Source organism: Nonomuraea glycinis (assembly GCF_014646515.1).
Taxonomy (GTDB): Bacteria; Actinomycetota; Actinomycetes; order Streptosporangiales; family Streptosporangiaceae; genus Nonomuraea; species Nonomuraea glycinis.
Window position 1 is genome coordinate 125,827 of record NZ_BMNK01000015.1, and the last position, 23,340, is coordinate 149,166.

The following is a 23,340-nucleotide window of genomic DNA, read 5'->3' on the forward strand; positions in this document are numbered from 1 at the left end:
TGGGCGCATGCCGCATCAGCCGAAGGTCATCGCCGGCGTCGAAGTGACGCCGCTGTGTGACGCCGTGGGCCCCATGGGGGAGACGATCCGCCGTCCGCTGGCCGAGATGTTCCCGGGAGGGAACCTCGCCGAGGCGCCGTGGACGCTCCATTTCCACTGCTACCTGCTCCGCGATCCCGCCGGTCGGCTGACGCTCGTCGACACGGGCATCGGTGGCGTCGACTCACCGGCGTCGAGTTGGGCGCCGGTTCCCGGCTCCCTCGCGGGTGAGCTGGCCGCCGCGGGCGTCACGCCCGCCGAGATCGGCACCGTGATCCTCACGCACCTGCACAGCGACCACGCCGGTGGCGCCGTCGCCGACGGGCGGCCGCTGTTCGAGAACGCCCGCTACGTGCTCCAGCAGGCCGAGTTCGACGCGGCCCGCGGCCCGATGCTCGACCAGGTCGTCACCCCGCTCAAGGGGCAGTTGCAGGTCGTCGAGGGCGATGCGGAGATCGCGCCGGGCGTGCGCGTCCACCTGGCGCCCGGACACACGCCCGGGCACCAGATCGCCCGGGTCGGCGACCTCGCCATGACCGGCGACCTCGTGCTCCACCCCGTGCAGCTCGACGACCCGGCCGTGCGCTACGTCTACGACGACGACCAGGACCTGGCCGCCGCCACCCGCGCCGAGGTGCTCGCCGAGTTGCGGGCCGAGCACGCCATCCTCGCCACCGCCCACTTCAGCGAGCCGTTCCTGCGGCTCTAGCGCACCGTCCGGCCGGTTCGTTCCAGCGTCCGGCCGGCTCTAGCGTCCGGCCGGAACCGCCAGGTCCGTCAGCAGGGAAGCGGGCAGTGACACGCTCGCGGTCAGGCCGCCGTAGGGCGACGGGCTGAGCGAGACCTTGATGCCGTGCCTGGCCGCCAGTCTGCCGACCACGAACAGGCCCAGCCGGTCGCTCTGCGCCAGGTCGAACTCCGGCTTCTCGGCGAGCCGGGTGTTGAGCTCGTCGAGCTCGGTCCGGGGCAGGCCCAGACCGCGGTCCTCCACCTCGACGGTGAGCCCGTGCGGAGTGGTCGTGGTGCGCAGGTCCACCCGGGTCCGCGGCGGCGAGAACAGCGTGGCGTTCTCCACCAGCTCGGCCATCAGGTGCGCGACGTCGGTGACGGCGGAGCCGGTCAGCGCCACGGGCGGCGGCTGCAGCACCTCCACCCGCTGATACTCCTCCACCTCGGCCACGGCGGCCCGCAGCACGTCCATGATCGGCACCGGGTTGCGCCAGCCGCGGCCCGGCGTCTGGTCCGACAGGATGATCAGGCTCTCCGCGTGCCTGCGCATGCGGGTGGTGAGGTGGTCGAGCTTGAACAGGTCCTCCAGCGCCGTCGGGTCCTCGGTGCCCCGCTCCATGCCGTCGAGCTGCAGCAACTGGCGGTGCAGCAGCGACTGGTTGCGCCGGGCCAGGTTGACGAAGACCTGGTTGACGCCGTGGCGCAGCCGAGCCTGGCTCACCGCGGCCTCCACGGCCGTGGACTGCACGTTGTTGAAGGCCCGGACGATGTCGCGTACCTCGGACGTCTCGGCCTTGACCTCCAGCGGCTCGACCTCGGCCGACGTGCTGGGGTTCGCGGTCGTACGCAGCCGTTCGACCAGTTGGACCAGCCGTACCTCGGCCAGTTCGGTGGCGGCGTCGCGCAGTCCGGCGAGCTCGCGTACCAGGCGCTTGCGGAAGCGCAGCGACAGCAGGATGGAGGCGATCACGGCGAGCAGCCCGGCGCCGCCCGCAACGCCGATCTTGGCGAGGATGCCGGCGGCCGCGGGCGTGATGCGCTCGGCGATGGCCTGGTTGGAGTCGCGCTGGTTGCGCTCGGCGGCCTTCCACAGGTTGTTGGCGTCGACCGGCCAGGTGGCCGCGGAGGTGGGCAGGCCGTTCATGATGGCCTGACCCTTCATGGCGTCCTCGGTCTCGACGAACTCGGTGTAGATCGGCGAGACGACGAGCCGTTGGTACGGCGTGCGCAGGTCGTCGTCGAGCTGGGACAGCGCCTGGGACCAGAGCAGGCGGCGGGTGGCGACCATGTCGGCGAAGGCCTCGCGCTCGCCGGTGCCCATCCGGCCCCGGCTGACGATCAGGGTGATCATGGCCCGTTCGCGGGACAGCAGCTCCTTGGCCTCGGCCAGCATGGCCAGCGCCTTGACGTTGCGGTAGAGCGTCATCTCGGGCACCAGGATCATCGCGTCGTACAGGCGGAAGGACGCGTCCGCGATCTGGCTGTAGCCGTTGATCAGGTCGAGCGGGGTGGAGCTGAGGCTGTCGACGTCGCGCCTGATCTGCGGGAGCTGGTCGAGCCTGCGGTAGAGGTGGGTGAGCTGCGCGGTCATCTCCGGGCTGAGGTTGCGCTGCGCGCCGGCCAGCTCGCGGAAGGATCGCACCGCGTTGTCGGTGATGTCGCGCTGCACGATCAGCTGGGTGTTGTTGCGGCGCGCGGTCACGTACTGCACCGAGGACAGGCGCTCGTTCTGCAGGTGGGTGGTGAGCTGTTCGGAGGGGGCCGCGAGGTTGGTCGCCAGCTCGTCGATCTCCAGCATGCGCAATCCGTCGCCCGCGGTCAGCGCGGCGGCGAACGCCCACAGACCGACCAGCGAGGTCAGCGGGACGAGGAGGAGGATGAGGAGCTTGATCGCGATAGGGCGGCCACGTGTGGGGGGCATGCGACCTCCGGGTGCATGATGAGAGCGCCTCGCAGATTACACCCCCAATGCCCGAAAGCCGCGAATCTCCCGGCGGATCCTCTCGCGATCTCCCGCCGGACCTCTGGCGCGAGGGCGGTCGGCCCTCGCGCCGGTGAGGTCACCGCGCGGTTTTCTCCTGGCTGCCGGCGACCAGCCGGTCGTCGGTGGTGTCGGTGGTGCGCTCGTGTTCGAGCTTGCGCTCCAGCTCCCGCTTCTCCTCCTCGAGCTTGGCCACCCGGTCGGAGGCGTCGGCCCGGACCGTGCGCAGCCGCCGCCGGCGCTGCGCCGACCTGCGCGAAGCCAGTGTGATCAGCCAGATCCCCGCCAGCAGGGCGGCCGCCGTGGCCGCGCCCGCGAGGAACATCTCGATGTGGTTCGGCTCGAAGGTCGTGCCGAACAGGACGTACCTGGCGCTCTCCTCGGTGGCGATCAGCACGATCGCGGCCCCGGCGAGCAGAACCAGTAACAGACCCAAAAAGATCATTTGAACTCACCCCTTGTCTCAGGCGAGACTCAACTGCCCACACACCGGCGCGGTATGCCCTGTGGGACAGGGGCTTGCGGAGATGATGGCGTTCATGAGACCGGAGCCGGGTCAGGTGCTGCACTTCTCCGAAGACCCGACCATCGAGCGGTTCGTCCCGCACGTCGCGCCCACCTCGCAGCTACGCGAGCCGTACGTCTGGGCGGTCACCGCCGACCGCTGCCCCGACTACTGGTTCCCCCGTGCCTGCCCGCGAGCCATGGCCTGGAAGGGCCCGAGAACCACCGAGGAGGACGCCGGGCGGATCATCGGGGCCGGGAGTGGGGATCGGGTGCACGCGGTCGAGTACGGCTGGCTCAGGGCGATCATGGATGTCCGGTTGTACGCGTACCGGCTGCCCGCCGAGCACTTCGCGCCCATCGGGGAGTTCGCGCACGCCGTCGTCGCGCGGGTGCCGGTGCGGCCGCTCGGCCCGGCGGAGCCGGTCAGCGACCTGCTGGAGCTGCATGAGCAGGCCGGGATCCAGCTCCGGGTGCTGGACAACCTCTGGCCCTTCTGGGGCCAGGTGACGGCGAGCACACTGGAGTTCAGTGGGATCCGGCTGCGGAACGCTCGTCGATGAGCGCGGACAGCGTCTCCAGCTCCATCGAGCCCGGCCGCCGTCGCTCGAGCGCGAACCTGTTGGCCTCGCGCTGCAGCACCTCGTTGGCCGGGGTGGGGATGCCGAGCTCGCGGCCGAGCAGGACGATCTCGCCGTTGAGGTAGTCGGCCTCGATCGAGCCGGTGCCTCTGGCGAGGCTCTGCCAGGACGATCCGCCGTCGCGCGTCTTGCCGCCGATCGGCACCACCTCCACCTTGTCGCGGCGCAGTTCGCGCTCCTCGCGGCGCGTGGAGTAGGGCAGGCCGGCCTCTTCGAGCACCGCCATGCCCTCGGTCCTGGCATGTTCCATGATCTCTTCCACGCCGGCGCCGTGGCCGACCAGGGCCTCGACGGCGTTGTTCAGATTGCCCAGCAGCTTGCCGTACTTCCAGCGCATCACCTCGGGCGAGGACAGCGCGACGAAGGAGCTGCCGTCGAGGTCGGTGGCGATCTGCTTGGCCGTCTCGTCGGCGCCGTGCGGATAGCCGCCGATGTGCAGCAGGCCCGAGCGCGGGGATCCGTAGCAGGCCACGACGCCTGGCTCGGTGTGCGAGGCCGGCAGCCACACGCACATGCCGTAGACCCGGTCGAACCTGCGCAGGGCGACGCGTTCGTTCTCGACGCCGTTCTGCGCGCAGACCACGGGCAGGTGCCTCGGCCACGGGTCGAGCGCACCCACGGTGTCCTGGGACTTGGTCGCCAGGATCAGCACGTCGTCCTCGCGGACCGGCACCGGGCCGGCCGCCACGGGGATGTCCATCCTGAGGTCGTCGTGCGGGGTGATCAGGCGCAGGCCGTCACTCCGCAACGCCTCGTAATGGGGCCCCCGGGCGATCAGCAGCACCTCGTGCCCGCTCTGGTGCAACCGGGCTCCGATGGTGCCGCCGATCGCCCCCGCTCCGATCACGATGTAGCGCATGATTCAGAGGATGTCACTTCTCCTTTCACGAGTGCCACCTGGGTCCGGGATGCGTCCACCTGGCGAAATCGTTCGCGCAGGATGGTCCTGAGCACGCGCAGGCCGTCGCGGACGGCGTGCAGGTTGCTCTCACCGTGGATGCGGCAGCGCTCGTGGCTGGGCACCTCGTGGATGGTCAGCCCGGCCTGGACGGCGCGGACGTTCATCAGGGTCTCGATCTCGAAGCCGTCGCAGTCGAGGTCGAGGGCGTGCAGGTGGTGGGCCCAGAAGGCGTTGTAGCCGTAGCACAGGTCGGTGTACGAGGTGCCGTACAGCAGGTTCGTCAGGCCCGTCAGGGCCCTGTTGCCGAAGGAGCGCAGCCGGCTGAGGTCGTCGGAGCCCCCGCCCGGCGCGTAGCGGGAGCCCTTGGCGAAGTCGGCGCCTTCGACGAGGGCGGTGACGAAGGAGAAGATCTCTCTGCCGTCCGTGGATCCGTCAGCGTCGATCATGACGATGATGTCGCCCTTCGCCGCGGCGAAGCCCTCGATGAGCGCGTTGCCCTTCCCGCGTCTGGACTGCGTGACCACGTGCAGGTCGGGGCGGAGGGTGCGCGCCACCGCGACGGTGTCGTCGCTGGAGTTGCCGTCGACGAGGATGACCTCGTCGATCCAGGTGGGGAGGGTCGCGAAGACGTGGGGCAGATTGTCGGCCTCGTTCATCGCGGGGACGATGACGCTTACGCTGACGGAGAAGGGCTGCCTGTTCATGTGGCAAAGGTCCACCATCACACATGCAAGTCACTTGACTACTCCTTGCAGGCATGGCGGTCCTATGTGTTTATTGGGCCCGACCAGGGGCGTTTTCTTCCTGTGACCTGGAGTCACATGTGGCTGGAGTGAACTGTTGTCCGACTTGACCCGATAGGTCAAATATGCGGACCTAGCGCAGCAGGGACAGTCTGCCCGTGTGCCGCTCCACCTCGGCGCGCGGTCCGAGCAGGCTCACCGCGAAGTACGACAGGTCCGCCACGGCGGTGCCGGCGAGCTCGGCCAGATAGTCGTCGTAGACCTCGGCCCGCTGCGCGATGGCCGCCATGTCCGTGACGAGCAGCTCCGGATCGGCCGCCGCGTCGTCCCTGACCCGCTTGACGATCGCCGCCGGGGCGGCCAGCACCGTGCAGCCGGTCCACGGCAGGCCCGCGTGGGCCTGGCCGGAGGCGTCGAGCCCGCCGGAGCCGAGGATCGACGGCGCGGCCTGGCTCATCGACGCGGCCAGGCACGCCGCCGCGTTCGCCTGCAGCCCGCGGGGCAGGTCACGATCCACCACGATCACCCATTTGACCGCCAGCTTCTTCGTAGGCAGGTCGCTGCGACGTTCGATCTCCATGCTCAAGGTCCCCTCTGTCCGAACTTGCTAAGGAAGACTCGTGCTTGCATCGGGGATGGAGCAATGTCAACCAGCCGATTCCGAAGGATGTTCGGAACATCGTGAGAGCATGGGCTTGTGGACGAACTTGATACGGCCATTCTGGGCGAGCTTCAGCGTGACGGCCGCCAGACCAACCGCGAGCTCGCCGAGCGCATCGGCATCGCCGCCTCCACCTGCCTCGAACGGGTGCGCTCGCTGCGCGGCGACGGCGTGATCGAGGGCTTCCACGCCGAGGTCAACCTGGACGCCATCGGCCGGCCGGTGCAGGCGCTCATCCACGTCCGGCTGCACCCGAAGATCCGTGAGGCGGTGGAGGGGTTCCGCGACTACGTGGCCGCGCTGCCCGAGACGCTCGCGGTCTTCGTGGTGTCCGGCGGCGACGACTTCATCATCCAGGTGGCCGTACGGGACACCACGCACCTGCGCGACTTCGTCCTCGACCACGTCGCGCGGCACCGCAACATCGCCGACGTGCGCACCTCACTGGTCTACGACCACATCCGCAAGACCTCCGTCGAGGTGCTGCCTCCCGCACGCGCCGCCAGACCGCGCACCGGCCGCAAGTCCCGCTGAAGCCGGGCTCCGACCGTCGCGCTGGGGTCAGGCTCCGACCAGCTTGCGTACCCGGTCCGCGCCCACCGCCAGCAGCAGCGTGGGCAGCCGGGGGCCGGTGTCGCGGCCGACCAGCAGCCGGTAGAGCAGCGCGAAGAAGGCCCGCTGCGCCGTCTTCACCTCGGGCGTCGGCTTGGCGTCCGCCGCCAGCCCGGCGCGCACCTTCGGCACGCCGTACACCAGCGTGGTGAGCCCGTCGAGCGACCAGTGCTCGTCCAGCCCTTCGACCAGCAGCCGCAGCGAGTCACGATCATCGTCGCCGAGCGAGTCGAGCAACTCCGCGTCAGGCTCCTCGCGCACCCGGGTGCGCTGGTCGGCGGCGACCTGGGTGTCGATCCACCGCTGCGCCCGGTCCAGCCTCGGCCGGGCGTCCTCCAGCGAGGTGATCGCGTCGAGGTCGCCCAGGATCCGCAGCGTCTGGTCCTCGTCCCCGGTCGTGACGTCCACGATGGAGGCCAGCGTGCGGTAGGGCACCGGCCGCGGGGTCTCCGGCAGCGGCCCCTCCGCCGTCCGCACGGCCCGGTTGTAGGCGGCCAGCTCCGACGGCTGGCGGGTCCCGTCCGCGACCTTGCGGCCCAGGGCGTCCCACTCGTCGTAGAGCCGCTGGATCTCCTGATCGAAAGCGATCTTGAACGACTGGGACGGCTTGCGGCGCGCGTACAGCCAGCGCAGCACCGGCGCCTCCATGATCTCCAGCGCGTCGGCCGGAGTCGGCACATCACCCTTGGAGCTGCTCATCTTGGCCATGCCGGTGATCCCGACGAAGGCGTACATCGGCCCGATCGGCTGCTCGCCGCCGAACACCTCGCCGACCAGCTGCCCGCCGACGATCCAGGCCGACCCCGGCGAGTGGTGGTCCACCCCCGAAGGCTCGAAGACCACCCCTTCGTACGCCCAGCGCATCGGCCAGTCGACCTTCCACACCAGCTTGCCGCGGTCGTGCCCGGCCAGCCGCACCGTCTCCCCGAACCCGCAGGCGCACGTGTAGGCCAGCTCGGTGCTGTCGTCGTCGTAGGCGGTGACCGTGGTCAGATCGCGCTCGCACAGCTCGCAGTAGGGCTTGTACGGGAAGTAGGCGGCGCTCTCCTGGACCGTCTCCTTCGTCCGGTAACGCGCCAGGACGGCGTCGATCCGGTCACGCTCCCGCATGGCGACGAGGATCTGCTCCCGGTAGGCGCCGGAGGTGTACTGCTCGGTCTGGCTGATGCCCCGGTATTGGACGCCCAGCTCGTTCAGCGCGGCCTCCATCGGGGCCTTGAAGTGCGCCGCCCAGGAGTCGTGCGCGCTGCCCGGAGGCGCGGGCACCGAGGTCAGCGGCTTGCCGATGTGCTCGGCCCACGACGGGTCGACGCCCGCGGGGACCCGGCGGAAGCGGTCGTAGTCGTCCCAGGACAGCAGGTGGACGCACTCGTGCCCGCGCCGCCTGATCTCGTCGGCGACCAGGTGCGGGGTCATCACCTCGCGCAGGTTGCCCAGATGGATCGGCCCTGACGGGCTCAGCCCGGACGCGCACACGATGGGTTCGCCCGGCGCGCGACGCTCCGCCTCGGAGATCACCTCGTCCGCGAACCTGGATACCCAGTCGGTTTCCGTGCTGTCAGCCACGCTCATCGCGCCATTCTTGCGGTTCGCCCGGGTTCAGGCGAACGTGATCCGCAGATCTCCCAAGCGGTTCTCCCGCACGGTTCCGCGGGGGCGGTTCTAGCGGGCGGTGCGCCAGGTCTGCTCCTCCACCAGCTCCCGGCTGCGCCAGCCGTCCCCGGCGCGCACCATCCGGTGGTGGTACCAGCCGCCGCCCTGTAACAGGCCCTTGGTCTCGGCCGGGATCAGCTCCCGCGACGGCGCGAGGGTGTCGGTGAACGGCGCGTGCACGACGGCCTGGCCGTCCTCGAAGCTGATCACGGCGGCGCCCACCAGGTGCAGCCGCCCCGGCCAGTGGGACAGCACGGTGGCCAGCCAGGACTTGACCTCCGGCAGCGTCCCCCGGATGCCGCCCGCCGAGCGGTAGTCGATCACCGCGTCGGGCGTGAACACCTCGTCGAGGTCGTCCCACCGCCCCGAGTCGATGGCGTAGGTGTAGCGGGCCAGCACGTCGACGATCTGCAGACGGTCCATCCGCCGATCATGTGCTCTATTCGCCGGTCCTGCCATCGATTCGCTCGCGCAGCAGGTCGGCGTGGCCGTTGTGGCGGGCGTACTCCTGGATGACGTGCACCAGAATCCGCCGGTGGGACACGTCGTGGCCGTCGCGCTGCCGCTTGGCGACCGCGTCCAGCGGCAGCCCGGCCGACACCTTGCGCGCCCGCCCGATCTCCTCCTGCCAGATGGCGATGGCCTCGCCGGCCGACGCGCCGTCGACCTCCTCGAAGTCGGCGTCCTGCCGCTGCTCCTTGTCGTACAGCAGGGGCACGTCCTCGTCGTCCAGCATCCGGCGGAACCAGGCCCGCTCCACGTGCGCCATGTGCCGTACCAGCCCGAGCAGGGACATGCCCGACGGCGGCACGGCGCGGCGGCGCAGCTGCTCCTCCGACAGTCCGGCGCACTTGGCCGCGAGAGTCCCGCGATGCCAGTCGAGCCAGCTGTAGAGGATGGCTCGCTCGTCGCCGTCGTAAAGGGGAGGGATCCGGTCGTCCATGCCGAAAACCTACTCGCCCTCGACGGGTTAAGGTTTCCGGCATGCCGGGATTTCTGGACTACATCCTCCTGCCCGAGGCGGACGGGATCCTCGTCGAGGAGCTCGTGCTCGCCGGCGACGGCACCGCGACCGGTCTGGACAGCGCCGGCTGGCGTGCAGACGGGGGTGGCTGGTGGAGTTCGGCCGCGTACGCGCGCGAGCTGCGCACCGACGCCGGGCTGCGCGGGCGGGTCGTCGCGGTGCGTCGTCGCGAAGCCGAGAGCGTCTACCGCCGGCTCGCCGGAGCCGAGCTGCCCGACGAGGCGACGCTGCGCACCTTCTTCCACGACCGGCTGCCACTGGCCGGCTCGCCGCCGCTGGTGCTCACCTCGCCGCAGCCCCCCGACGGCTTTCATGAGGTACGGGTCTACCGCGTGCTGTTCGCCGGCGACCTGGGCCAGGACAGCCTGCCGCGGCTGCGGGAGGTCTGGCGTATGGCGCTCGCCGATCCCCGGGAGCGCGTCGTCGGCACGGCCGAGTCGCGGGTGGCCGGCGACTGGTTCACCTGGGACGTACGCCGGATCGGCCCCGGCACGGCTTGGTGCCTGGATGTGACCGCCCGGTTGGGGAGCGGGTCCGACGCCGCCGTCAGGCCGCTGCTGCGCGAGCTGACCGTGGTGATGCGGGCCGAGGGGCTGATCCCGGTGACGATCGAGCGCTTCTCCTGAGCATGCGTGAAGGCCCGCTCGCGGTTCAGGCGAGCGGGCCTTCGTGCGGGGTGCTGATCAGATGTTGACCTGGTGCCAGTCGCCCTGCCTGACGACGTTGTCGCTGTACTGGCCGACCTGGCTGACCCGGATGCGGACCTTGTCCACGTTGTGGTTCCAGGAGGTGAAGTGCTTCACGGTGCCGGCGTTGCACAGCTTGTAGGACTGGCCGTTGTCCCACTTCCAGTTCGGCTGGTAGATGTGGTGGACCCTGATCTGGACGAAGGCGCACTTGCCGCCCTGGGCGAGGGTGCGGAAGTCCAGGTCGTACAGCCGGCCCTGGACCCGGACGTTGTTGGACGTGTGGGAGGGGTTCCAGTGGACCCGCGTGGTGCCCTCGGCCTTGGCCCTGAAGTTGCTGGAGTAGTGCGGTCCCCAGCTCTGCACGGTCGGGCCGGCGACCAGCGGCTGCGGGTCGGGGTCGGTGGAGGCGGCGGCGGGGGCGGCGACGACCACGGCGGTGGCGGCGGTGGCGGCGGCGAGGGTGAGCAGGGTACGAATCGAGCGACGCATGATGACTCCTTGAGGGTGAGGACTTCTGGGTGGCCCCCAAGGTCCTCTTGTGCTTTTCGGGGTGTGCATCACCATTGATAGACGCACCCGCCTGCCAGCCACTTACGCCGCCTATGCGCCTGCCTGCAGGCCGCTTTAGTCGTGGTTGCACCCCAATTGGGAGAGATGTGCGGCAAGAGCCGCAGAGCCGTCGCGCTCGCTGCGCCGCGCCATCACATAGGCGTACGGCGACTGGCCGTAGGCGAGCCGGAACTGGCGGCTGAGGTGCCCCGGTGGCATGCCCGCGCCGCGGGCGAGCGCCACGACGTCCAGCGGCTGGGCGTACTCCCGGTCGATCCGGTCGCGGACGCGGCGCAGCCGGGCGAGTTCGTTCAGGTGGTGCGCTGCGGTGAGGGCGCGCGCCCATGCGGGATGGCACATGTCAGCGCAGCTCCTGGATGCGGATCAGGTTGCCCGCAGGATCGCGGAAGGCGCAGTCGCGGATGCCGTACGGCTGCTCGGTCGGCTCCTGGACGACCTCGCCCGCGCCGGCCCGTACCCGCTCGAAGGTGGCGTCGAGGTCTCGGGTGGCCAGCAGGATCCAGCCGTAGGTGCCCTTGGCCATCATCTCGAGGATGGTGCGGCGCTCGTCCTCGGTGATGCCGGGGTCGGCGGCCGGCGGCGCCAGGAGGATGGACGTGCCGGGCTGGTCGGCGGGACCGACCGTGATCCAGCGCATCTTGCCCTGCCCGACGTCGCTGCGGACCTCGAAGCCGAGGGCGTCGCGGTAGAAGACCAGCGAGGCGTCCGGATCGTCATGCGGGAGGGCGGTGGTGTGGATGGTGATGTCCATGGCCGTCACGTTAGCCGTGGCCCAGTGAGCAGCGCTTCTCCGTTCCTGACGGACGCTGTGGAGGTGCGCCGGGGTGCTGCCACCCTCTGGTGGCAGTTACGGTGCAGTCCGGCCCGCCCACCTCGGTGTACCGCCGCCCGGTCGACTCCTGGGTGGCCGGGTTCGTCGGCGAGGCCAACCTCCTGCCCGGCACCACCCGGGCCGGTACGGCCGGCACCGCGCTGGGCCCGATCCCCCTCGCCGAGCCCCCTTCCGGGGAGGGGACGCCGGTCACCGTGCTGGTCCGCCCGGAGCAGATCGGCCTCGGCCCGGCGCCGGACGGCCGGGCGGGCGTCCGGGTGACTGTCACGGACCTGCGTTTCCACGGGCGCGACTGGCGGCTGACCCTGCACGTCGAGGGCCGGTCCGGTGATCCGGACGGCGGCACGACGGTGCTCGCCACCCTGCCCGGCACCGCCCACCTCGCGGTAGGGGACACCGTGGACATCCACTGCACCGGACTCGCCCACCACTGGCCCGCACCCGCGCCGGCACACGAGGACAGCGTCCTCGACCTGGTGCCCGGCCCACCGGACTGATCGGGTGAACCCGGGCGAGCCGCCAGGCATCTAACTTCGCATGATCCTCATCCTCGCAGTGTCTCTCGCCCTTGCCCCCGTCCAGATTCCCCAGAATTTCCTGCTGAGTGAGAAGACCGCTCGTACACCGCTGGAGGGGATCGAGAAAGACGAGGTGTGGTGGAAGATCAGCGACAAGACGAACGCGCCTTTGCTGGTGAATCCGTGCGGGCGCAAGGGCGCTCCGACGGCGGACCGGTCGGCCGCGCGCACCATCACCCACGAAACCAGCGCCCCGTCGTACGCGGCCGAGCAACTGGTGATCTACCGGAACGCCAAGGCGGCCAAGGCGGCCATGACCAAGCTGTTGGCCGACGCCAGGCGATGCGCGACCGATTCGAGCGGCAAACCGTACAGCTGGAACGGCGATGGGAAGACCCGGTGGGTGGTGAGCCGCACGCGACTCGCGAACGAGGCCGCGCTGACGCACCTCATGATGTACGACAAGCTCAACAAGGAATGGTCGCCCCTGACGTCGGGCCTAGTGGCGCGCAAGGGGCGCGCGCTGATGCTCTACACCGGAGATCAGGATTCCCTCGGCTACCCGCAGAAGCGAGCCGTCAAGACCCTGCGTGGCAAGGCCGCCAAGATGACGGCGAAGGTATGCGCGCTGCCCGGAGTCTGCTGATCGTCGATGGACGTCCGCGCGGCTCCGCCGACGTCACGCAGACGATTCTCAGCGCTCCTCCGTGCCTGACGGACGCTGGGGCGCGCCATGAGGGCCGGGACCGTCTCCCGTGGGCACCGGGATGAGCTCTTCGGGCAGCTGATCGCCGGTGACCCGCGCACGGATCATGGAGGTGAACAGCTCAGGCTTCTCGCCGCTCCACGCGTGTCCCACCCCGGGGGCCAGGCAGGCCTCACCCTGAGGAAAGGCTCCGGCGATGGCCGTCAGGGACCGCTTGGTGAGATCGTGTTCGTTCTCGCCGGCGACGGCCAGGATCCGGCACGGGGCGTCCTTGGCCTGGGGCGGCAGCCGGAAGCCGAGGGCTTCGTCGCCGACCTTGCGGAAGGCCTGCCGGGTGGTGGCGCGCGCGGCGCTCTGGTAGCCGTCGATGTCGGCCGCGGGGACGTTGAGCGCGCGAGCGTTGGCCCGCAGCATCGGCCCCCATTTCATGACCGGTGCCATCAGCGCGCCCATCAGCCGCATGGTGCCCAGGTTGGGGAACGGCAGCACGTTCACCCCGCTCACGATCGCGCTGATGACCACTTCGGGAGCCGTCGCGGCCAGCTGCGCCCCCACGTAGCCGCCCAGCGAAAGCCCGACGACGTGCGCCCGGCCCGCCGGCGCCCGCGCGGCGATGATCTCGCCTACCAGACGGGCGGTATCGGCGATCGAGACCCATGGGAGCGTGTTGCTCCGCCCATGTCCCGGCAGGTCGGGAACCAGGACCCGCAGGTCGGTCGCCAGCGCGGAGACCTGCCTGGTCCACATCCAGCCGCTCGTGCCCACACCGTGCAGCAGCACCACGGCCGGCGCGTCGGCCGGGCCGCTCTCCTGGACGAAGATCGTCATACCGGTCATGTTGGCACATCATCACGCCCGCATGGGCTCAAGCGTCACCCTTCGGCTTCGGCTTCATGCGACAGGCACCCACCATGGGGGGCGTGGCCGGTGAAGGAAGGAACGGCGCGTCAGGGGCGGATCGCACCGAGGAGGCGGGTGCGCCAGTAGCCGTCGAGGTCGCTCACCTTGACGATGTCTCCGGTCTGGGGTGCGTGGAGCATCTTTCCGTTGCCCACGTACATCCCCATGTGTCCCAGCCCCTTGCTGAAGAGCAGATCGCCGGGCTCCAGATCGTCCAAAGGCACCCGGCGGCCGGCGCCCCAGCTCCATTGGGTCCATGTGGTGCGGGGTAACTTGACCCCGGCGCTGCGCCAGGCTGCCTGGGTGAGGCCGGAGCAGTCAAAGGAGCCCGGTCCCGTACCGCCGTACTGGTAGGGCTTGCCGATCTGGGAGAAGGCGAACCTCAGCGCCTGCCCGGCGTTGCCGGAGGCGGGACCGGTGTACACGACGCCCTTGCTGTTGGGATCGCCGGTCCGGAAGGCGCCGAGTCTGCGCAGGAGCTTGGTCTGTTCGGCGACCAGCTTGTCGACCTTGGCCTTTTCCCCGCGCACCTTGTCGCGCGCCTGCTCGGCCTCGGCCAGCACCTGCTGGGCGGCGTCGTGCCGATCGCGCAGCTCTTTGGTGGCAGCCTCGAAGGCGCGCAGTTTGGCCGCCCTGTTCTGCGCGATCTGGTCGAAGGCGGCCATGCTGCCCAGCAGCGTCGCAGGATCGCCCTCGGCGACGAGCCTCTCCAAGCCCGTCGACGGGCCCGACCGGTAACTGCTGACCGCCGTCTCGACGAGGTCCTCGCGTAGCGTGTCGGCCTGCTTGTTCTTCCTCTTGAGCTCGGCGTTGAGAGTGTCGTACTTCTTGTCGGCCTTCTTATGGGTCTCGGTCGCCTGGTTGAACTTCTCCACGAGGTCGTCCGCTCGCTCGTTCAGCTTCACCAGCTTGGCCCTGGCCTTGGCGGGCGACGGGTCGGCTGCGGCGGCACCGGGGGCGGAGACCGACACCGCCAGGGCCAACACCGCTGCCATTGCTGCCTGCCCAAGCCTCACCGGCACGGCCACGCCTCCTCGTAAGTCCCTGTAGCTGACCGAAATGACCTGCCGCCAGGAGGTACGCGCACAGACCCCAGGACGTTCAGTTCACGCGGAGACCGCCCTAGTTTTCGGTCGGGTCGCATAGCGGGGGGCGCCGGGAGCGTCTGGAAGGGTGATGTCGATCCTTCTGGAGGTGGTCGTGGACGCCGCGGACGAGCAGCGTTTCCGCGAGTTCGTCTCTGCGCGCTCTCCCGCCCTGATGCGGCTCGGCTTCCTGCTCACCGGTGGTGACCAGCATGCGGCCGAGGATCTGGTGCAGACCGCGCTGGCGAAGCTGGTGACCAGGTGGCGGAAGGTGGAGGCGCCGGAGGCGTACGTGAAGCAGATCATGTACCGGCAGCAGGTCAGCCGGTGGCGGGCGAGCGGACGGCGCGGTGAGGTGGTGCAGGCGAGCCCGCCCGAGCTGGCCGACCGAGACCTTCATCATCAGAGCGAGCTGCGCCTGGTGCTGCGGTCCGCTCTGTCCAGGCTCACCGCCCGGCAGCGCGCGATGCTGGTGCTGAGGTACTTCGAGGACCTGCCCGAGCAGGAGATCGCCCGGGTGCTGGGCTGCTCCGTCGGCACGGTCAGGAGCACCGTGCACCGGTCGCTGGCCCGCCTGCGCGTGATCGCCCCAGAACTGGCCCAGGTCATGGAGGTGACCAGATGACCCGACTGCTGCGTGACACGTTGGAGGAGTGGGCCGGTGAGGCCAGGGTGCCCCGTGACCTGGCCGACCGGGCGCTACGCAGGCGCGTCTGGAAGCCCGTCGGCGCGGCGGTGCTCGTGATGGCGATGGTGGCGGGGATCGCCCTGTTCGTCTCCGTCCAGCGCGGGCCCGCGCCCGTCGTGCTGCCGGCCACCGGGGTGACGCTGCCGGCCCGGCCGTCACCCGCCCCGACGGACGTGCGGGCCGACGCGGAGAACAGCCCGCCGGCCCGGTTGATCGCCGCGGGCCGCCTGGCGGTGTCCGCCTACTACTCGAACCGGCGGGAGGCGCTCTCGGCGGACCGGGAGCGGATCCGGCGGACCTGGTCCCTGTACGACCCGCGTACCGGCGGGTACGAGCGGACCCCGTACGTCTGGGTGGACGTCGCCCCCGGGTTGCAGGTCGCGGCCGTGCTCGAAGGCGACCTGCTCAGCAGGCGGCTGGGCGTGCTCGACCTGAACACCCGTGAGGTCCTGACCTGGATCGACCTGGAGCATCAGGTGGCGTCCGTCGCCTGGTCCCCGGACGGCAAGCGGATCCTGGCCACCGCCTACTCCAGCTATCCCGACGTCCTGCAGGGCAGGGGCGACCAGGCGTTCCCGCTCGGCCACAGCCCGCGTACCGGCTACTACGTCGTGGACGTCGAGGGCGGCACGGTGGACTACCACGAGCTGCCGCCGCTGCCCGGCCTCGAGAGCGACGAGCGGCTCACCAACGCGAACGGCCGTCAGGACCTCAACTGGAGTCTGGACGGCACGTTGATCTGGGCGCCCACGTCGACCACGCCCGACAGGGTCTTCTACAGCCTCGACGGCGAGCCCCGGAAGGCGCCCGAGGGGCAGCGGTACCCCAGGGGGTCGAGGCTGTCGGCGATCTCGCCCGACGGCCGCCTGGCGCTCGGGCCGGACGGGCTGCCGACGAAGATCACCGAGGTGGGGACCGGCAAGGTCGCCGGCAGCCAGAGGGTGCTGCAGTTGCACGCCTGGGCGGACGACGACGACGTCATCGCGCTCGGCTGTGGGGGCAGGTGCGAGGACGAGTTCAACAACGGCCTGGTGCTCGTCAGCGTGGACGGTTCGAGAATGACCCAGCTCTCCGCCGACCGCGACGAGAGCGGCGGCTGGCGAGAGGTCCTCACCCCCAGGTGAGTGGGTCGGTCCTGAAAGCCGGTGATCGTACGGGTGCCCGGTCAGGCGGAGCCCCTCGGGGCCGCCTGACCGGGTCGCCGGGAGGTTACGGCTCCAGGAGGATGGAGTTGATCGGTGAGAGGTTGATGAGGTATCTACCGGGGTTCAGGCGGGCGCCGCAGTTCTGGCCGCCGTAGGCCGTGCAGGTGCGGAAGCCGGCTCCGCCGGTCTGGTTGTTGATGACGAGCCGGGTGCCGAACACGTTGCTGAGGTTGTAGGCCCCGTAACGGTAGTACTTCGCCGGCTGGCCGTTCTGTGTGGCGTCCGGGTAGACGCACACGTTGCCGGACGGACAGTCCACCGCCCTGACCTGGTGCTGCCCCGTGGAGGCGAGGGCGGCTCCGGCCGACAGGGTGACGGCGGCCGTGGCGGTGGCGGCGAGTGCGGCGAGCGTTCCGCGAAGCGAGGGCCGGCGGTTCTGGTTGCGCATCGTGCTGCTCCTTCGTGTCCTTCGTGCATGAGGTGGGAACCGGGGAGACCGGGAGGTCGCGTTCCCCGTGGCATCAGCACAACGGTGCGGTCGTGCTGTCCAACAGGGGCGCGGACGGACTCGGCCAGACCCGTCCACCTCGCCGCCACTTCCGGACACAAGTAGTGACGGCTTTTATGCTCATCGCGTTGATCGGTCGATCGAGCCGCTCTGTGACACAGGTCACCTTCGCTACCGTGAACTCGCGCTGTCCGTCCGGGCGAAAGCTGACGAACCACTCCGTAGGGACGGGAGCACCATGTGATCGCCGAAGAATTCGGCAGAACCGACGACGCCGAGCTGATCCGGCGCTCGGAGCGTGTCCCGGAGGCGTTCGCCGACCTCTTCGATCGACACGCGCCCGCCTTGCGGCGTTACGTGGCCCGGCGGCTGGGCCCCTCCCTGGCCGACGACATCGTCTCCGACGCCTTCCTGACCGCTTTCCGGCGCCGTGGCCACTACGACACGAGCCATCCCGACGCACGGCCCTGGTTGTACGGCATCGCCGCCCGGCTCATCAGCCGGCACCGGCGCGTGGAGGTCCGGCTCTACCGGGCGCTGGTCCGCAGCGGCGTCGACGAGATCGCCGAGCCGTACGCCGAGCGCGTCGACGACCGGGTCGCCGCGCAGCAGGCCGGGCTGGCGGCGGCTCTGGCGCAGCTGTCACCCGGTGACCGGGAGGTGCTGTTGCTCATCGCCTGGGCCGACATGTCGTACGAGGACGTGGCCCGCGCGCTCGACATCCCGGTCGGCACCGTCAGATCCCGCTTGCACCGGGCCAGAGCCAGGACCCGCCTGGCGCTCGGCGGATCCCACCCTGCGACGACCCGAGAGGAGTCTTTCGATGGATGACCTGCGATCGCTGCGCGAGTGGCGGGCCGAGGTCCCCGAGCCGGGCCAGGAGTGGATCATCTCCGGGCGGCGGCGGCTGCTGACGCGGATCCGGGGGCGCGGGCGGGCACTGGGGCGCCGCCTGCTCGTGATCGGGGCCCTGGGGTCCGCCGCCGCGCTCGCCGTGACCACGCTGTGGCCGCAACCGCCCACCCCAGGCCCGGAGAGCACGCCGCCGGTCGTCCGGCTCGACTCCAGCGTGGTGCTGGCCGACGCCGCCGAGGTGGCCGGCAGGCGGAGGGGCGCCCAGGTGCCTTCGCCGAAGCAGTGGCACTACACCAAGACCCTGGACAAGCAGCCGAACTCGGACACGGTCAGGACCCGCGAGAGCTGGCTGCGCTACGACGGCATGCAGGCCGCCCACTTCGGCGAGGACGGTGAACTGCGCGTCAGTCCCGAGAGCAATCCTCTGGATCCCGGCGATGACGACCTGACGCCGCAGCAGTACGACGCCAAGCTCCGTGAGCTGCCGACCGACCCGAGGAAGCTGCTGGCCAAGGTCACTGGCGATCGCCACTGGATCAGGGGGGCACGCGAGGAGGGCGTTCCCCACACCGTCGCACCTGCCAACATCCGTGCCTACAACGTGATCATGCTCTACCTGAGCAAGTACGGCACCATGCCACCGCGACTGGAGGCGGCCATGTTCCGCGCCCTGACGCTCATTCCCGGCGTCCGGATCGAGCAGGGTGTGAGCGACGCCGCCGGCCGCAGCGGGCTGGGCGTCTGGCTGGAGCTTGCCGACAATGCGTGGCCCACCCGCGAGTACAAGATCCTGGATCCGGTCACCTACCGCTACCTGGGCAGCCGGATGGTCTGGCTGCGCGATGAGGTGCGGCCCGGCCGGGACGAGCCCATCGCCCGCAAGGGGACGGTCTGGAGCAGGGCCCTGCTGTCGTCGGCGATCGTCGACCGTCCCGGCCGGCGGGGCTGAGCGCGGGCAGGGCGGTGTTCCCGCGTCTTCAGTGTGCGCTCGGGCCCCGCCGAGGGATGACCACGATTTTTTCACGCTGTCAGTGATCCGCGTACGGTCCGGTAACGAATGGAGGTTACCTCTCCACGAAGGGACTTCGATGACTCGGCCCCACTGGTTACGCAGGACCCTGACAGCAGGCGTCGTCCTGGCCGTCGCCGTAGGCGTTCTGGCGCCCGCGTCCTCCGCCTCCGCCGCGCCGCCGCCCTACGCCGCCGACCTGCCCGACCTCGGCACCCCCGCCGTGGCCTACGACCGCTCCTTCCAGCCCACCGCGACCGGCGTCGCGGTCCGCGGCGCCGACGGCTCGCTGCTGTACGGCGCCCGCTCGGGCGCTGCCTTCGGCCCTCTCCAGTCGCTCGGCGGAGTGATCGTCGGCGACCCGTCGGTGGTGGTGACCTCCACCGGCACCCACTTCTTCGTCCGTGGCACCGACGACCAGGTGTACACCAACACGATCACCCCGTCCGGCGCCGTCTCCGGCTACTCGACGGTGCCCGGCCTGACGGTCACCGGCGACGTCGAGGCGATCGTGCCCAACCTCGCACCGGCGGGCAGCCTTCGGATCTTCGCCCGCGGCGCGGACGGCGCCGTGTGGGCCAACACCCTCAACAGCGGCGCGTGGAGTGGCTGGAGCAGCCTCGGCGGCACCGCCACCAGCGACATCACCGCCGCCCGCACCTTCGCCTTCCCGAACGACACCGTCCGGGTGTTCGTCCGGGGGGCCGACCACCGCGTCTACGTCAACAGGGTGACCACCGGCGGCGCCACCGGCTTCGAGCCGCTCGGCGACCTGCAGGTCAGCAGCAACATCGCCGTCGCCGAGGACGCCATCTTCGGCGGCGGCTTCATCGCCGCCCGGGGCGCGGACAACGCCCTCTGGACGCTCAACCTGTTCACCCTTCCGTACACCTGGAAGTCCCTCGGCGGCACCGTCACCAGCGACATCGCCTACAGCGCCCAGCCCAACGTCGCCGCCCTCTACGTCCGGGGCACCGACAACGCCCTGTACGTCAACAAGGCGACCTCTCCCGATGCGGTCTACCGCGGCTTCGAACGGATCGACGGCACGGTCACCGGCAACCCGGCGGCGTTCGGCACCGGTCCCAACGCGCCGGGCACCGGGTTCCTGCTTGCCCGTCTCGCGGGCGGATCCCTGGGCCTGAACGTGGAGCCCATGCCCAGTGTCCTGCCGCCGCACAAGTTCGGCGGCTACACCCCGATCGCGGGGCCGCCCGTCAGCTGAGCAACGGTCGCCCGCGTCCCCTCAGGGCGCGGGCGGCCGCCAGTCCACCAGCGGCTCCGTCCCCTGCCGCGGGGCCCTTGGATCACGTGCGGCCGCGTGGGCCAGGCGGCGGCCGAGCCGCTGGGCCGGTCGCTCGATGAACCGGTAGCTCACGGTGGCGCAGACGAGCACCGCTCCCAGCAGCACCGCACCCCACAGCAGCCGTTCCGGCCAGGCGATCGGGGAGCCGTCGGTGACGAACCGCCGCAGCACCTGGATCGCGAGGGGGTGCAGCAGGTAGACCGCGTAACTGATCAGTCCGAGTTGTACGAGAGCGTCAGGAAAAGAGGCGGACCGCAGCAGGCGGCCGATCAGGAAGGTCACCCAGGCCGCCGCGACGGCGGTGGACCAGCTCCAGGTGAACTCCAGCGCCTCCTGGGCGGACATCCCCCACCCAGGCCCGAAGCAGACGGCGGCGGTGATGGCCGCGACGGGCACCAGGGCGATCGCCCAGCCCGTCCTGGCCCGGTCGACCTGCCCCTGGTCCAGCCGATAGAGCGCGGTGCCGGCGAACATGGTGGCCACGATGGCCAGGCTCTGCCAGGCCCCGATCCGGCTGTTGCCCCCCAGCAGCACGACGACCAGGACCGCCACGGCGGCCGCGCCGCACAGCCGTACGCGATGACCGCCACCGAGGATCGCGGCCATCCCCACCGCCAGCACGACGCCCGCGATCAGCACGACGGCGTCACCGCCGAGACCGCTCGACAGCGCGCCGGCCGGCAGCACCCCACCGACGAGCACGCCCGCCGTCGCGAAGGTGAGCGCGGTGCCGGCGCTCGCGCGCTGCCACCCGAAGACGAACATCGCGGTCACCAGCAGGTAGAACACCATCTCGTACGACAACGTCCAGAACACATTGACCACGCTGACCACCTGGAGAAGATCCTGCACCATCGTCAGGTGCGCGATCGTGGCCACGACCGGACGGTCACTCAACTGGCCGGGCAGGGACGCGTACACCTGCATGAGGCCGAAGGCGGTGCCGATGATCGCCGTGACGATCCACAAGGGGTAGAGGCGGAACAATCGGTTGATCCAGAACTCGGCGACGTTGCCGCGCCGTTCGAGCGAGACCGGCACCACGTAGCCGCTGACGAGGAAGAACAGCATGACGCCGTACTGCCCGAAGTTGAACCATGGGCTGATGTTCGCCCGCACCTCGGGAAACAGGGGGTCCAGCAGGTGCTCGAAGACCACGACGAGCACGGCGACACCTCGCAGGGCGTCCAGCCAGGCCTGCCGGGGGGCCGGCGGAGGCCGCTGTGGCTGGGCCGCGGTGCGCAGCCCGGCCGCGCCCTCTCGTGAGACCAAGTTGATAAACATCGGGTCACGATAAGATATCAACCTGAACAAAAGCTTGGAGCGACCCTTGGCTCCTGCGTGCCCTAAGGCGCTGCCGTTCTAGGCCGTACGGTCCCACTGACCCCCGTACCCCACCAGGAGCGGCGATCACCTGGCCGCCGTTGCTGCCCTTTGGTGGATTTTGTTCTTCATTGTCCCCTTTGCCGTTCATGGTGCGTTCAGCGATCCCCTGAACACTCGCCGGTTAGCCCCCTCCCTCACGGCAGCACGAAAGGCATCACTGTGAAGAACAAGAAGGCTGAGGAGTCCGAGCACTCCGGGCTTTCACGGCGCCGGCTGGTCAAGTACGCCGGTGTCGGCGCGACGCTGGCCGCGGCCGCCCCTCTGCTGGGCGGCACGCCGGCGCAGGCGGACGACGAGCGCAAGTTCGGCAACGGCGGCGGCAAGGGACGCATGTGGCGTGCCGGCGACCACCACATCCACTCCGAGTACAGCGGCGAGTTCGACACCAAGACCAACCCGCCGACCTTCCACAAGGGCGCGGACGCGGTCTACCCGATCGTCACCAACGCGATCATGGCGAAGCACTTCGGCTTGACGTGGGCGATGTGCACCGACCACGGCGGGCCGACGCATTCGAAGGTGAACCTGGAGCAGGCCTACCCTGACCTGCTGCGCTCGCGCGTGCTCGTGCCGGAGGTGCTGCAGTTCTGGGGCATGGAGTTCGACGCCCCGGCGCTGGACCACCACACCCTGATGATCCCGCACCACGCCGACGAGGCGCAGCAGTTGTTCGAGCTGGAGAGCCGCTTCGCCAAGCACGACGCCTTCCCCGCCGACCTGGGCCGGGACACCGAGGCCAAGATGGTGGAGTTCCTCAAGGCCGCCCGCGACATGCGGCAGAAGCCGCTGGTGATCGCCCACCACGCGGCCCGGTCGGCGACCGGCCTGGGCGTGTGGGGTCAGGACACCCCGCGCGAGTTCCGTAACGGCAACAACGCCGCCCCCGACATCTACGTCGGTTTCGAGGGCTCCCCAGGTCACCAGGCGGGCCCGCTGAGGGGCGGCGCCCGTGGCGGGTACGGCAACCACCCGACCTATGGCGGGTTCGACCAGATGACGGCCCGGGTCGGCGGCCTGTGGGACTCGCTGCTGGGCGAGGGGCGGCACTGGTGGATCACCGCCACCTCCGACTCGCACGTGCACTGGACGCGCGGCGGCTCGGACTTCTGGCCGGGTGAGTACAGCAAGACCTACGTGGCGGCGCGGCAGGACTACGGCGATGTCATGGACGCCCTGCGCAACGGCCGGATCTTCGTCACCACCGGCGACCTGATCACCGCTCTCGACGTCACCGCGAGCAACCGGGGCCGCCGGGCCACGGTGAGCGAGACGCTCGTCGTCGAGCGTCGCAACCGCACGGACGTCGAGGTCGAGATCCGGTTCCGCCCGCTCGACGGGAAGAACGGCAACGGCGACCGCCCGCAGGTGCGGCGGGTCGACCTGATCGTCGGTCAGGTCACCGGCGTACAGGCCGACCTCGATGCCGCCACCAACCCCACGACCAAGGTGGTGGCGCGGTTCGGCCCGGGCGACTGGCGCCGGCAGGGCCACGACCACGTCATCACGCACACCCTGCGTGACGTGGGCCAGGACAGTTACCTGCGGGTGCGCGGCACCGGCACCGACGAGATGGAGCCGCAGGCCGACGGTCTGGAGAGTCCGTGGGAAGACCTGTGGTTCTACTCCAACCCCATTTTCGTCTCCGTTCGCTAGCC

26 protein-coding genes and 1 pseudogene are annotated in these 23,340 nt (G+C 70.2%); 12 read left to right on the plus strand and 15 right to left on the minus strand.

Features of this window, described 5'->3' with window-relative positions:
• Positions 1–7 precede the first annotated feature (7 nt).
• Positions 8–748: an MBL fold metallo-hydrolase gene (locus tag IEY87_RS33425; protein WP_225277424.1), complete on the plus strand. Its 741-nt coding sequence runs from the start codon at positions 8–10 to the stop codon at positions 746–748.
• A 39-nt stretch (positions 749–787) separates the two neighbouring features.
• Here IEY87_RS33425 and IEY87_RS33430 read toward each other — a convergent pair whose 3' ends face one another.
• Positions 788–2,689, minus strand: coding sequence for a sensor histidine kinase (locus IEY87_RS33430; protein WP_189142836.1), 1,902 nt, complete (start codon positions 2,687–2,689; stop codon positions 788–790).
• Between the two features lie 139 nt (positions 2,690–2,828).
• The gene (locus tag IEY87_RS33435; RefSeq protein ID WP_189142837.1) at positions 2,829–3,194 is read right to left on the minus strand and encodes a hypothetical protein; all 366 of its coding nucleotides are present in this window, start codon (positions 3,192–3,194) and stop codon (positions 2,829–2,831) included.
• Between the two features lie 94 nt (positions 3,195–3,288).
• Here IEY87_RS33435 and IEY87_RS33440 point away from each other — a divergent pair, with 94 nt between their 5' ends.
• Complete coding sequence (locus IEY87_RS33440) at positions 3,289–3,816, plus strand: DUF6886 family protein (protein ID WP_189142838.1); 528 nt, start codon at positions 3,289–3,291, stop codon at positions 3,814–3,816.
• Here the strand turns inward: IEY87_RS33440 and IEY87_RS33445 are convergent.
• The 3 genes from IEY87_RS33445 to IEY87_RS33455 all read right to left on the minus strand — a co-directional run bounded on the left by IEY87_RS33445 (position 3,782) and on the right by IEY87_RS33455 (position 6,118).
• A complete protein-coding gene (locus IEY87_RS33445) occupies positions 3,782–4,753 on the minus strand; it encodes a ketopantoate reductase family protein (RefSeq protein ID WP_189142839.1) in 972 nt (323 codons plus the stop codon). The two genes, IEY87_RS33440 and IEY87_RS33445, sit on opposite strands and share 35 nt — an antisense overlap.
• Positions 4,738–5,499: a glycosyltransferase family 2 protein gene (locus tag IEY87_RS33450; protein ID WP_189142840.1), complete on the minus strand. Its 762-nt coding sequence runs from the start codon at positions 5,497–5,499 to the stop codon at positions 4,738–4,740. The genes IEY87_RS33445 and IEY87_RS33450 overlap by 16 nt, the downstream gene beginning before the upstream one ends.
• 172 nt (positions 5,500–5,671) lie before the next feature.
• On the minus strand, positions 5,672–6,118 hold the full coding sequence (locus IEY87_RS33455; protein WP_189142841.1) for a DUF2000 domain-containing protein: 447 nt from the start codon (positions 6,116–6,118) through the stop codon (positions 5,672–5,674).
• A 117-nt stretch (positions 6,119–6,235) separates the two neighbouring features.
• Here IEY87_RS33455 and IEY87_RS33460 point away from each other — a divergent pair, with 117 nt between their 5' ends.
• A complete protein-coding gene (locus IEY87_RS33460) occupies positions 6,236–6,733 on the plus strand; it encodes an Lrp/AsnC family transcriptional regulator (RefSeq protein WP_189142842.1) in 498 nt (165 codons plus the stop codon).
• Between the two features lie 27 nt (positions 6,734–6,760).
• Here the strand turns inward: IEY87_RS33460 and lysS are convergent, their stop codons facing one another.
• The 3 genes from lysS to IEY87_RS33475 form a co-directional block, all read right to left on the minus strand.
• Positions 6,761–8,383, minus strand: a complete 1,623-nt coding sequence (gene lysS, locus IEY87_RS33465; RefSeq protein ID WP_189142843.1) for a lysine--tRNA ligase — start codon at positions 8,381–8,383, stop codon at positions 6,761–6,763.
• A gap of 90 nt (positions 8,384–8,473) precedes the next feature.
• Complete coding sequence (locus tag IEY87_RS33470) at positions 8,474–8,887, minus strand: nuclear transport factor 2 family protein (RefSeq protein WP_189142844.1); 414 nt, start codon at positions 8,885–8,887, stop codon at positions 8,474–8,476.
• 16 nt (positions 8,888–8,903) lie between these two features.
• Positions 8,904–9,407 (minus strand): DinB family protein, encoded by a 504-nt coding sequence (locus tag IEY87_RS33475; protein ID WP_189142845.1) that lies wholly within the window; start codon positions 9,405–9,407, stop codon positions 8,904–8,906.
• 41 nt (positions 9,408–9,448) lie between these two features.
• Between IEY87_RS33475 and IEY87_RS33480 the strand changes: the two genes are divergently transcribed.
• Positions 9,449–10,114, plus strand: a complete 666-nt coding sequence (locus tag IEY87_RS33480; RefSeq protein WP_189142846.1) for a hypothetical protein — start codon at positions 9,449–9,451, stop codon at positions 10,112–10,114.
• A gap of 57 nt (positions 10,115–10,171) precedes the next feature.
• Here IEY87_RS33480 and IEY87_RS33485 read toward each other — a convergent pair whose 3' ends face one another.
• The 3 genes and pseudogenes from IEY87_RS33485 to IEY87_RS33495 form a co-directional block, all read right to left on the minus strand.
• The gene (locus tag IEY87_RS33485) at positions 10,172–10,666 is read right to left on the minus strand and encodes a hypothetical protein (RefSeq protein WP_189142847.1); all 495 of its coding nucleotides are present in this window, start codon (positions 10,664–10,666) and stop codon (positions 10,172–10,174) included.
• A 192-nt stretch (positions 10,667–10,858) separates the two neighbouring features.
• Positions 10,859–11,086 (minus strand): annotated as a pseudogene (locus tag IEY87_RS33490) (AraC family transcriptional regulator); the annotation flags it as partial.
• 1 nt (position 11,087) lies between these two features.
• A complete protein-coding gene (locus IEY87_RS33495; protein ID WP_189142848.1) occupies positions 11,088–11,498 on the minus strand; it encodes a VOC family protein in 411 nt (136 codons plus the stop codon).
• A gap of 89 nt (positions 11,499–11,587) precedes the next feature.
• On the opposite strand from IEY87_RS33495, the gene IEY87_RS33500 reads away from it, so the two are divergent.
• The gene (locus IEY87_RS33500) at positions 11,588–12,076 is read left to right on the plus strand and encodes a TOBE domain-containing protein (protein ID WP_225277423.1); all 489 of its coding nucleotides are present in this window, start codon (positions 11,588–11,590) and stop codon (positions 12,074–12,076) included.
• Between the two features lie 40 nt (positions 12,077–12,116).
• The gene (locus IEY87_RS33505; protein WP_189142849.1) at positions 12,117–12,743 is read left to right on the plus strand and encodes a hypothetical protein; all 627 of its coding nucleotides are present in this window, start codon (positions 12,117–12,119) and stop codon (positions 12,741–12,743) included.
• 48 nt (positions 12,744–12,791) lie between these two features.
• Here the strand turns inward: IEY87_RS33505 and IEY87_RS33510 are convergent, their stop codons facing one another.
• Positions 12,792–13,631 (minus strand): alpha/beta fold hydrolase, encoded by an 840-nt coding sequence (locus tag IEY87_RS33510; protein ID WP_189142850.1) that lies wholly within the window; start codon positions 13,629–13,631, stop codon positions 12,792–12,794.
• A gap of 119 nt (positions 13,632–13,750) precedes the next feature.
• Positions 13,751–14,698: a C40 family peptidase gene (locus tag IEY87_RS33515; RefSeq protein WP_189142851.1), complete on the minus strand. Its 948-nt coding sequence runs from the start codon at positions 14,696–14,698 to the stop codon at positions 13,751–13,753.
• Between the two features lie 181 nt (positions 14,699–14,879).
• On the opposite strand from IEY87_RS33515, the gene IEY87_RS33520 reads away from it, so the two are divergent.
• Positions 14,880–15,413, plus strand: a complete 534-nt coding sequence (locus tag IEY87_RS33520; RefSeq protein WP_225277422.1) for a SigE family RNA polymerase sigma factor — start codon at positions 14,880–14,882, stop codon at positions 15,411–15,413.
• Positions 15,410–16,600 (plus strand): hypothetical protein, encoded by a 1,191-nt coding sequence (locus IEY87_RS33525; RefSeq protein ID WP_189142852.1) that lies wholly within the window; start codon positions 15,410–15,412, stop codon positions 16,598–16,600. The genes IEY87_RS33520 and IEY87_RS33525 overlap by 4 nt, the downstream gene beginning before the upstream one ends.
• A gap of 85 nt (positions 16,601–16,685) precedes the next feature.
• Here the strand turns inward: IEY87_RS33525 and IEY87_RS33530 are convergent, their stop codons facing one another.
• Positions 16,686–17,069, minus strand: coding sequence for a hypothetical protein (locus IEY87_RS33530; RefSeq protein WP_225277421.1), 384 nt, complete (start codon positions 17,067–17,069; stop codon positions 16,686–16,688).
• Positions 17,070–17,369: 300 nt separating this feature from the next.
• Between IEY87_RS33530 and IEY87_RS33535 the strand changes: the two genes are divergently transcribed.
• From IEY87_RS33535 to IEY87_RS33545, 3 genes are all read left to right on the plus strand, one after another.
• The gene (locus tag IEY87_RS33535) at positions 17,370–17,960 is read left to right on the plus strand and encodes an RNA polymerase sigma factor (RefSeq protein WP_189142853.1); all 591 of its coding nucleotides are present in this window, start codon (positions 17,370–17,372) and stop codon (positions 17,958–17,960) included.
• A complete protein-coding gene (locus tag IEY87_RS33540; RefSeq protein ID WP_189142854.1) occupies positions 17,953–18,933 on the plus strand; it encodes a CU044_5270 family protein in 981 nt (326 codons plus the stop codon). The genes IEY87_RS33535 and IEY87_RS33540 overlap by 8 nt, the downstream gene beginning before the upstream one ends.
• A gap of 139 nt (positions 18,934–19,072) precedes the next feature.
• Positions 19,073–20,218 carry a DUF8189 domain-containing protein gene (locus IEY87_RS33545; protein ID WP_189142855.1) on the plus strand — a complete coding sequence of 382 codons (1,146 nt, stop codon included), beginning with the start codon at positions 19,073–19,075 and terminating at the stop codon, positions 20,216–20,218.
• Positions 20,219–20,239: 21 nt separating this feature from the next.
• Here IEY87_RS33545 and IEY87_RS33550 read toward each other — a convergent pair whose 3' ends face one another.
• A complete protein-coding gene (locus tag IEY87_RS33550; RefSeq protein WP_189142856.1) occupies positions 20,240–21,583 on the minus strand; it encodes an acyltransferase family protein in 1,344 nt (447 codons plus the stop codon).
• A gap of 261 nt (positions 21,584–21,844) precedes the next feature.
• On the opposite strand from IEY87_RS33550, the gene IEY87_RS33555 reads away from it, so the two are divergent.
• Positions 21,845–23,338 (plus strand): CehA/McbA family metallohydrolase domain-containing protein, encoded by a 1,494-nt coding sequence (locus IEY87_RS33555; protein WP_189142857.1) that lies wholly within the window; start codon positions 21,845–21,847, stop codon positions 23,336–23,338.
• Positions 23,339–23,340: the final 2 nt, after the last annotated feature.